This is a genomic window from Streptomyces sp. NPDC096310, from assembly GCF_044763125.1.
In the GTDB taxonomy this organism is placed as follows: domain Bacteria; phylum Actinomycetota; class Actinomycetes; order Streptomycetales; family Streptomycetaceae; genus Streptomyces.
The window spans coordinates 129432-137524 of record NZ_JBIWFO010000021.1; the positions used below are offsets into that span (position 1 = coordinate 129432).

Here is an 8093-nt window from a genome sequence, read left to right on the forward strand (position 1 = left end):
CCTTCCCGATCCTTACGGAGTCGTCGCCATGGGGCACTACAAGTCGAATCTCCGCGACATCGAGTTCAACCTCTTCGAGGTCCTCGGGCGCGACAAGCTGTACGGAACGGGCCCGTTCGCCGAGATGGACGCCGAGACCGCCAGGAGCATCCTCGAAGAGGTCACCCGCCTCGCGGAGAACGAGCTCGCCACGTCGTTCGCCGAGGCCGACCGCACCCCGCCGGTGTTCGACCCGGAGACGAACACGGCACCGGTCCCGGCCGCCTTCAAGAAGAGCTACCAGGCCTACATGGACTCCGAGTACTGGCGTCTCGGCCTGCCGGAGGAGATCGGCGGCACCACCTCCCCGCGCTCCCTGATCTGGGCCTACGCGGAGCTGCTGCTCGGCGCCAACCCCGCCGTGTGGATGTACGCCTCGGGCCCGGCCTTCGCCGGCGTCCTGCACGACGAGGGCAACGAGGCGCAGAAGAAGGCCGCCGCGATCGCCGTCGAGCGCCAGTGGGGCTCCACGATGGTCCTCACCGAGCCTGACGCGGGCTCGGACGTCGGCGCGGGCCGCACGAAGGCCGTCGAGCAGGAGGACGGCACCTGGCACATCGAGGGCGTGAAGCGCTTCATCACCTCCGGTGAGCACGACATGTCGGAGAACATCCTCCACTACGTCCTCGCCCGCCCCGAGGGCGCGGGACCGGGCACCAAGGGCCTGTCGCTCTTCCTCGTACCGAAGTACGAGTTCGACTGGGAGACCGGCGAGCTGGGCGAGCGCAACGGCGTCTACGCGACGAACGTCGAACACAAGATGGGGCTCAAGGCGTCCAACACCTGCGAGCTGACCTTCGGCGACCGCCACCCCGCCAAGGGCTGGCTGATCGGCGACAAGCACGAGGGCATCCGCCAGATGTTCCGCATCATCGAGTTCGCGCGGATGATGGTCGGCACGAAGGCGATCGCCACCCTCTCCACCGGTTACCTGAACGCGCTGGAGTACGCCAAGGAGCGCGTCCAGGGCCCCGACCTGGCGCAGTTCATGGACAAGCGCGCCCCCAAGGTCACCATCACCCACCACCCCGACGTACGCCGCTCCCTGATGACACAGAAGGCGTACGCGGAGGGCATGCGCGCCCTCGTGATGTACACGGCTTCGGTGCAGGACGAGATCGCGTTCAAGGAAGCCGAGGGCGAGCCCACGAAGGCGCTGCACGGCCTCAACGACCTGCTGCTGCCGATCGTCAAGGGGTACGGCTCCGAGCGGTCGTACGAACAGCTCGCGCAGTCCCTCCAGATCTTCGGCGGCTCCGGATACCTCCAGGAGTACCCGGTCGAGCAGTACATCCGGGACGCCAAGATCGACACCCTCTACGAGGGGACGACGGCGATCCAGGGCCAGGACTACTTCTTCCGGAAGATCGTCCGCGACCAGGGCCAGGCGCTGAACACCCTCTCCGAGGAGATCAAGACGTTCCTCGCGGTCGGCACGGGCGGTACGGAGCTGGCCCCGGCCCGCGAGGCGCTCGCCCGGGCCGCGACCGACCTGGAGGCGATCGTCGCCGTGATGCTGGCCGACCTCACGGCCACCGGCGAGGACGTCAAGAACATCTACAAGGTCGGCCTCAACACCACCCGCCTGCTGATGGCTTCGGGCGACGTGGTCGTCGGCTACCTGCTGCTGCGCGGCGCCGCCGTGGCCGCGGAGAAGCTGGAGACGGCCTCCTCCAAGGACGTGGCGTTCTACCAGGGCAAGATCGCGGCGGCGAAGTTCTTCGCCGCGAACGTGCTGCCGGGCGTCGCGACGGAGCGGGCGCTCGCCGAGTCCGTCGACAGCACGCTGATGGAGCTGGACGAGGCGGCGTTCTAGACGAGTCATTCCGAAGTCCCGTCTGCGGGGAGGTGCCATGCACGCACATCCGCGGCGTTGTCGTCACTCAACGACGCTCCGCGTCGCTTCCCTCCTCCGCCTTGCGGCTGCGCTCGGCATCCGAAGGACCGTTCAATGCGCCGAGACGGAGCGAGCGCAGCGAGTGCAGTGCACCTGACACCTCCCCGCCCGCCCCAAGGGGCGGACGACGCTACTTCGGAATGACTCGTCCAGTACCGGCAGGGGCACCAGACCCCACCGCGCGCCCCACCGCAGGGCACCTCTCCGCGCACCGGACGCGGGAGGTGCCCTGCCGCACGCCGTGCGGGAGACGGCCCGCGCACGGCGTTCACGACCACTGGCAGGGCCGTTCCCGGACCCCGTCGTTAGGGTTGAGCCCATGAGCACCTCCCCCCGCTTCGACCGCGGCCACACCGACGACCTCATGTCCTACCTCGCGGCCAGCCCGTCGCCGTACCACGCCGTGGCGAACGCCGCCGAGCGCCTGGAGAAGGCCGGCTTCCGGCAGGTGCGGGAGACGGACGCCTGGGACGGGTCGAAAGGCGGCCGGTACGTCGTACGCGGCGGCGCGCTCATCGCCTGGTTCGTGCCGGAGGACGCCGAGCCGCACACCCCGTTCCGGATCGTCGGCGCGCACACGGACTCGCCGAACCTGCGGGTGAAGCCACTGCCCGACACCGGCTCGTACGGCTGGCGCCAGATCGCCGTCGAGGTGTACGGCGGGACGCTGCTCAACACCTGGCTCGACCGCGATCTGGGGCTGGCGGGCCGGGTCACCCTGCGCGACGGTTCGCACCGGCTGGTCAACGTCGACCGCGCGCTGCTGCGCGTCCCGCAGCTCGCCGTCCACCTCGACCGCTCGGTCAACACGGACGGCCTGAAGCTGGACCGGCAGCGGCATATGCAGCCGATCTGGGGCCTCGGCGAGCCCGAGGAGGGCGATCTGATCCGCTTCGTCGCCCAGGAACTGGGCGTCGAGGCCGAGGAGATCACCGGCTGGGACCTGATGCCGCACGCCATCGAGGCGCCCGCCTACCTCGGCCGGGACCGCGAGCTGGTGGCCGGTCCGCGGATGGACAACCTGCTGTCGGTGCACGCGGGTACGGCGGCGCTCGCCGCCGTCGCGACGGACTCCGGCACGCCGCTGCCGTACATCCCGGTGCTCGCCGCCTTCGACCACGAGGAGAACGGCTCACAGTCCGACACCGGCGCCGAGGGCCCGCTGCTCGGCACGGTGCTGGAACGCTCGGTGCTCGCCCGCGGCGGCACGTACGAGGACCGCGCGCGGGCCTTCGCCGGCACGGTCTGCCTGTCGTCGGACACCGGGCACGCCGTCCACCCCAACTACGGCGAGCGCCACGACCCGACGCACCACCCGCGCGCCAACGGCGGCCCGATCCTCAAGGTCAACGTGAACATGCGGTACGCGACGGACGGCAGCGGCCGGGCCGTGTTCGCCGAGGCCTGCGAGAGGGCGGGCGTGCCGTGGCAGACGTTCGTCTCCAACAACGCGATGCCGTGCGGTACGACGATCGGCCCGATCACCGCCGCCCGGCACGGTATCCAGACCGTCGACATCGGCGTGGCCATCCTGTCGATGCACAGCGCGCGCGAACTGTGCGGCGCCGACGACCCGTATCTGCTGGCGAACGCGCTGGTGGCCTTCCTGGCGGGCTGAGCCGGCGGCCGTACGCACCGGGGCGGCCATACGGGCCGGCATGCCGAACAGCAGCCGCCCGCATGGCTGTTCCGGTCAGGGGTACCCGAAGCAGGAGCGACACCCGGCACGACACGACTCCTGTGAAGAGGCGGGCCCCATGGGCATAGGCGGATGCATCACCCTCATCGCGGTCGGCGCGATCCTGACGTTCGCGACCGACTGGGAACTCGACAGCGTCAACCTCGACCTGGTCGGCGTCATCATGATGGCCGTCGGCATCATCGGCACGGCCGTCATGACCAGCATCGCGCGCCGCCGCAGGGCGGTCGTCACCCCGGTCGCACCGACGGTGGTGGACCGGGACGAGCGCTTCTGACACGCCGTCTGCGGAGTGACGGTCACCGGCGTGACGTGCGCGGCCTTTACCGCGCCGCCGGCCTCCGGCGTGACGGCTCCGCCGTCGCTACGCGTCGAGCCCGGCCAGCACGAGCCCGAGCCGCGACGTCCCCGCGTCACCCACCACGACCGGAACACCCCAGTCCTGCTGGTGGACATGGCAGGCCGGGTACTCGTTGAGCGGATCGTCGTCGCACGAGGCGGCCATCGCCGACACGTGCAGCACCCCCTCGGTGACATCCGGGGCCAGCACCAGGTCGCGGCCGAGATCCGTACCGGCGCCGCCGCCCTCCAGCAGCAGTTCGGGCGGGGTCGCCGAGACCAGCAGCCGGGTGGACGGGCCGTACCGCGTGTCGAGCTTCTGCCCGGTCGGCGCCGTGAAGACGATGTCCAGCCGCAGCGCGCCCGGCGCGACCTCGGTGGCCGCCCGTCGCGTGCGGTGGGCGACGGACTCGACGCGCACCGCCTCCTCGGGCAGCCGCAGCCGCGTCAGCCGGTGGCGCGCCGACTCGACGACGACGATGTCCTCCCCCACCAGGACCGCGTCGCTCGGCTCGCGCAGATCGGTGGCGAGCGTCGTCACCTCGCCGGTCGCCGGGTCGTAGCGGCGCAGCGCGTGGTTGTACGTGTCGCAGACCGCGACGGAGCCGTCGGGCAGCGCGGTGACCCCCAGCGGGTGCTGGAGCAGGGCCTGCGCGGCCGGGCCGTCACGGTGCCCGAAGTCGAAGAGCCCGGTGCCGACTGCCGTCCGGATCACGAACCCGTCGCTGTCGGCGTCCGGCCCGCGCTCGACGTACCGCAGCGCGCTGGTCTCGGAGTCCGCGATCCACAGCCGGTCCCCGGCCGCCGCGAGCCCGGACGGCTGCGCGAACCACGCCTCGGCGGCGGCCCCGTCCACCAGCCCCTCGTTGGTCGTGCCGGCGGCGGCCTCGACGGTCCCGGTGGCCGGGTCGTACGTCCAGAGCTGGTGCACCCCGGCCATCGCGATCCACACCCGGTCCGCCCACCAGGCGACATCCCACGGCGAGGAGAGGGCCACCTCCAGTGCGGGGCCCGAGGTCGGCGCGCCCTGCCACCACTGGCTGCCGGTCCCGGCGACGGTCTCGATCGCGCCGCTGACCGGGTCGTACGTACGCAGCGCGTGGTTCACGGTGTCCGCGACGATCACCCGCCCGTCGGGCAGCAGCGCCAGCCCCTGCGGCTCGCTGAACGCGTCGGGCCCGAAGCCGCGCTGCCCGCTCCCGATCCGCCGGACGACGGTCTCCGCGTCCGCCTCCAGCTCCACGAGCTGGTGCCGGGTCGAGTCCGAGACGAGGAGATGGCCGCCGGGCAGCTCCAGCGCCTTGCCCGGGAAGCGCAGATCGCTCGCGACGGGCTCCGGCGGAACGTACGGCCCGTCCCCGCGCCGCAGCGTCCCCTTGGCCGCGTGTTCGGCCTCCAGCTCCTCCACGAGCTTCGCCAGCGCGTGCGCGTGTCCCTCACCGGCGTGCTGCGCGACGACATACCCCTCGGGGTCGATCACGACGAGCGTGGGCCAGGCCCGTACGGCGTACTGCTTCCAGGTGGCCAGCTCGGGATCGTCCAGCACCGGGTGGTGCACCTCGTACCGCTCGACGGCGTCGACCACGGCCTGGTGCTCGGCCTCGTGCACGAACTTCGGCGAGTGGACGCCGATGATCACCACGGTGTCCCGGTGCTTCTCCTCCAGCTCCCGCAGCTCGTCCAGGACGTGCAGGCAGTTGATGCAGCAGAACGTCCAGAAATCTAGCACCAATGTGCGTCCTCGGAAGTCCGCGAGGGACAGTTCCTTACCGCCGGTATTGATCCAGGAACGTCCTTGCAGCTCGGGGGCGCGGACGCGGGCACGCTTACTCATGACGTCAAGGGTGCCACTACCGCCACGATGGCCACGACGCCCCCGCTCCGCTACGCCCGCCTCACGTCTTCCGGAGACACCAGCCACTCCGCGCCCCCTCCCACCGGCCACAGGAACGCCGCAGAACGCTTACGGCGCAGCCCCGGGGACTCGGCAGGGTCCTCATAGTCCGGGATCACGTCGCGCAGGATGCCGACGCGCCCCGCCGCATCCTCCACCCGAGCGCCGATATCCTCGCGCGCGACCATCCGTGCCCCTCCGGGTGACGCTTCATGTAGACGTTGCAGTCGGACACGGTGGTCATGTCTCCTCCGGTACGCGCACGGTCCCGCACGTTCGCGAGTTCGGTGCAGCCCGGACACCCCTCAACCGGGTTCGGCTCCACCTCGGTACGCAAGGGCAACTCAACCGGGGCGGTCTGGTACCTCGTGGGTTCGGTCATTCCGCGATCGTGATGCGCCCTCATGGGCGTATCCACTCCGAACGGAGGACAGTTGGGCCGTACACCGCTACGGTCACAGAAAGGCCCAAACGTCCGCAGGAGACCCCTTGAACTCTTCCCTACGATCAGCTATGGAGAATGCCGGTGTCACCACCTGACGCCCCATGCACGGAACCGCGATGACGCCTGCCGGGCGTTGGGAGTGGACGAGGAAATGATCTGGCCCCAGGCAGTGAAGGAACGCATCAAAAGCGGCCACGACCGCGAACTAGTTCACAGCTATCCGTACCGTTCCGCGTGCCCGTCAACGGTATGGAGCGAGTTGATCAGCGACTCCAGTGCAGATCTATTCTTCGCCGGGTACACGAACTACTTCCTGTGGACCCAAGTGCCCACCTTCCTGGAAACAGTGCGCCGGAAGACAGAGGCAGGGTGCCGCGTGCGCTTCCTGTTGGGCGACCCCGAAGGCGAAGTGACCCGACAGCGGGAGATCATCGAAGACGTGGCCCTGACGGTCTCCACGCGCATCAAAATCACGTTGGAGCACTTGACCGTCTTGGACCGCTGGATGGCCTTGAAACCCGCTTCAGCGCACCGGAAGACGCGATCAACCACGTAAGCCTCTCCGTGTTCCGGTTCGACCATGACGCACTCGTAACGCCTCACCTTGCCCGGCTCGTTGGGCATGACTCCCCGCTACTCCATCTTCGCAGGCAGGGCAACGGAGGGATGTTCGACCGCTTCGCGGAGCACAGCGAGGAACTGTGGGGACGAGCGAAGGCTCGGGACCCAGCAACCCGTACATGAACGGCGCTGCTCATACCTAGTACTCCAGTCTGACTTCGCGATCTTGTCGCGGACCCGGCTGGGAACGGGTACGGCCACCGCGTGATCATCGGGGGTTGTGTGGACTCCTGAAGATCGTGCGGTGGCCGCGGGCCATAGCGTAGACCCTGCCCGTTGGCGGGCGATGTTCGACCAGGTCATGGCCCGGATCGCGAGCCGCTTCGGCCGAGTTGAACCCCGGGCGAGTGCCCGCTCCTATCTCCTCGGGCTGCTGTCGAAGGCGGAGCGGAAGAACTGCTGGCAACTGGCCGAACAGGCCGGCCTGGCCCGGCCGGGGCCGATGCAACGGCTGCTGCGCTACGCCCGCTGGGACGCCGATGCCGTCCGTGACGACCTGCGCGCCTACGCCGTCGAACACCTCGGTGCCGATGGTGGCGTTCTGATCGTGGACGAGACCGGCTTCGTGAAGAAGGGCCAAGCCTCGGCGGGCGTGCAACGGCAGTACACCGGCACCGCCGGGCGCATCGAGAACTCCCAGGTCGGGGTCTTCCTCGCCTACGCCACCAGCCGGGGCCGGGCACTGATCGACCGCAGGCTCTACCTGCCCGAGCACTCCTGGTGCGGCGATCCCGAGCGCCGCCACGCTGCCGGGATACCCGAAACAGTGCAGTTCCAGACCAAACCCCGCCTGGCCTGGGAGATGATCGCCGACGCGCTGGACGCCGGGGTGCAGGCACCGTGGGTGACCGGCGACGAAGCCTACGGACAGGACCCGCGGCTCCGTGCCGCCCTGGAAGCCCGCGGCACCGGCTACGTGATGGCCGTCGCCTGCTCGACGCGGGTGCGGATCAACCACGGCCACACCCTCGTCCGCGCGGACACCGTCGCCGAACGCCTGCCCGCCACCACCTGGCAGCGGCACAGCGCGGGCAACGGCGCGAAGGGCCCACGCCACTACGACTGGGCCTGGATCCACACCGGCACCGACGAACACCGCCACCTCCTGATCCGCCGCAACCGCACCACCGGCGAACTCGCCTTCTACCTGTGCTGGTCA

General features: G+C 69.9%; 7 protein-coding genes and 1 pseudogene. 5 read left to right on the forward strand and 3 right to left on the reverse strand.

Features of this window, described 5'->3' with window-relative positions; translation table 11 throughout:
• Positions 1-28: 28 nt before the first annotated feature.
• The 3 genes from ACIQ7D_RS29700 (at position 29) to ACIQ7D_RS29710 (ending at position 3912) form a co-directional block, all read left to right on the forward strand.
• Positions 29-1855 carry an acyl-CoA dehydrogenase gene (locus ACIQ7D_RS29700; RefSeq protein ID WP_403942741.1) on the forward strand — a complete coding sequence of 609 codons (1827 nt, stop codon included), beginning with the start codon at positions 29-31 and terminating at the stop codon, positions 1853-1855.
• 400 nt (positions 1856-2255) lie between these two features.
• Positions 2256-3554 carry a M18 family aminopeptidase gene (locus tag ACIQ7D_RS29705; protein ID WP_403942743.1) on the forward strand — a complete coding sequence of 433 codons (1299 nt, stop codon included), beginning with the start codon at positions 2256-2258 and terminating at the stop codon, positions 3552-3554.
• A gap of 139 nt (positions 3555-3693) precedes the next feature.
• Positions 3694-3912 carry a DUF6458 family protein gene (locus ACIQ7D_RS29710; protein WP_384999141.1) on the forward strand — a complete coding sequence of 73 codons (219 nt, stop codon included), beginning with the start codon at positions 3694-3696 and terminating at the stop codon, positions 3910-3912.
• Positions 3913-3999: 87 nt separating this feature from the next.
• On the opposite strand, the gene ACIQ7D_RS29715 is transcribed toward ACIQ7D_RS29710, so the two are convergent.
• From ACIQ7D_RS29715 to ACIQ7D_RS29725, 3 genes and pseudogenes are all read right to left on the reverse strand, one after another.
• Positions 4000-5808, reverse strand: a complete 1809-nt coding sequence (locus ACIQ7D_RS29715; RefSeq protein WP_403942746.1) for an NHL domain-containing thioredoxin family protein — start codon at positions 5806-5808, stop codon at positions 4000-4002.
• A gap of 50 nt (positions 5809-5858) precedes the next feature.
• Positions 5859-6056: a hypothetical protein gene (locus ACIQ7D_RS29720; RefSeq protein WP_403942775.1), complete on the reverse strand. Its 198-nt coding sequence runs from the start codon at positions 6054-6056 to the stop codon at positions 5859-5861.
• Positions 6057-6058: 2 nt separating this feature from the next.
• Positions 6059-6250 (reverse strand): annotated as a pseudogene (locus ACIQ7D_RS29725) (hypothetical protein); the annotation flags it as partial.
• 202 nt (positions 6251-6452) lie between these two features.
• Between ACIQ7D_RS29725 and ACIQ7D_RS29730 the strand changes: the two are divergent.
• Together ACIQ7D_RS29730 and ACIQ7D_RS29735 are read left to right on the forward strand one after the other, a co-directional pair.
• Positions 6453-6869, forward strand: coding sequence for a hypothetical protein (locus tag ACIQ7D_RS29730; protein WP_403942749.1), 417 nt, complete (start codon positions 6453-6455; stop codon positions 6867-6869).
• A gap of 351 nt (positions 6870-7220) precedes the next feature.
• Positions 7221-8093, forward strand: an 873-nt coding sequence (locus tag ACIQ7D_RS29735) for an IS701 family transposase (RefSeq protein ID WP_403942751.1), incomplete at its 3' end; no start/stop codon positions are given.

What these genes read in the sequence shown, in the direction of transcription:
- ACIQ7D_RS29700 (WP_403942741.1), top strand. Translation starts at nt 29, where the DNA reads ATGGGGCACTACAAGTCGAATCTCCGCGACATCGAGTTCAACCTCTTC.
- ACIQ7D_RS29705 (WP_403942743.1), top strand. Translation starts at nt 2,256, where the DNA reads ATGAGCACCTCCCCCCGCTTCGACCGCGGCCACACCGACGACCTCATG.
- ACIQ7D_RS29710 (WP_384999141.1), top strand. Translation starts at nt 3,694, where the DNA reads ATGGGCATAGGCGGATGCATCACCCTCATCGCGGTCGGCGCGATCCTG.
- ACIQ7D_RS29715 (WP_403942746.1), bottom strand. Translation starts at nt 5,808, where the DNA reads ATGAGTAAGCGTGCCCGCGTCCGCGCCCCCGAGCTGCAAGGACGTTCC.
- ACIQ7D_RS29720 (WP_403942775.1), bottom strand. Translation starts at nt 6,056, where the DNA reads ATGGTCGCGCGCGAGGATATCGGCGCTCGGGTGGAGGATGCGGCGGGG.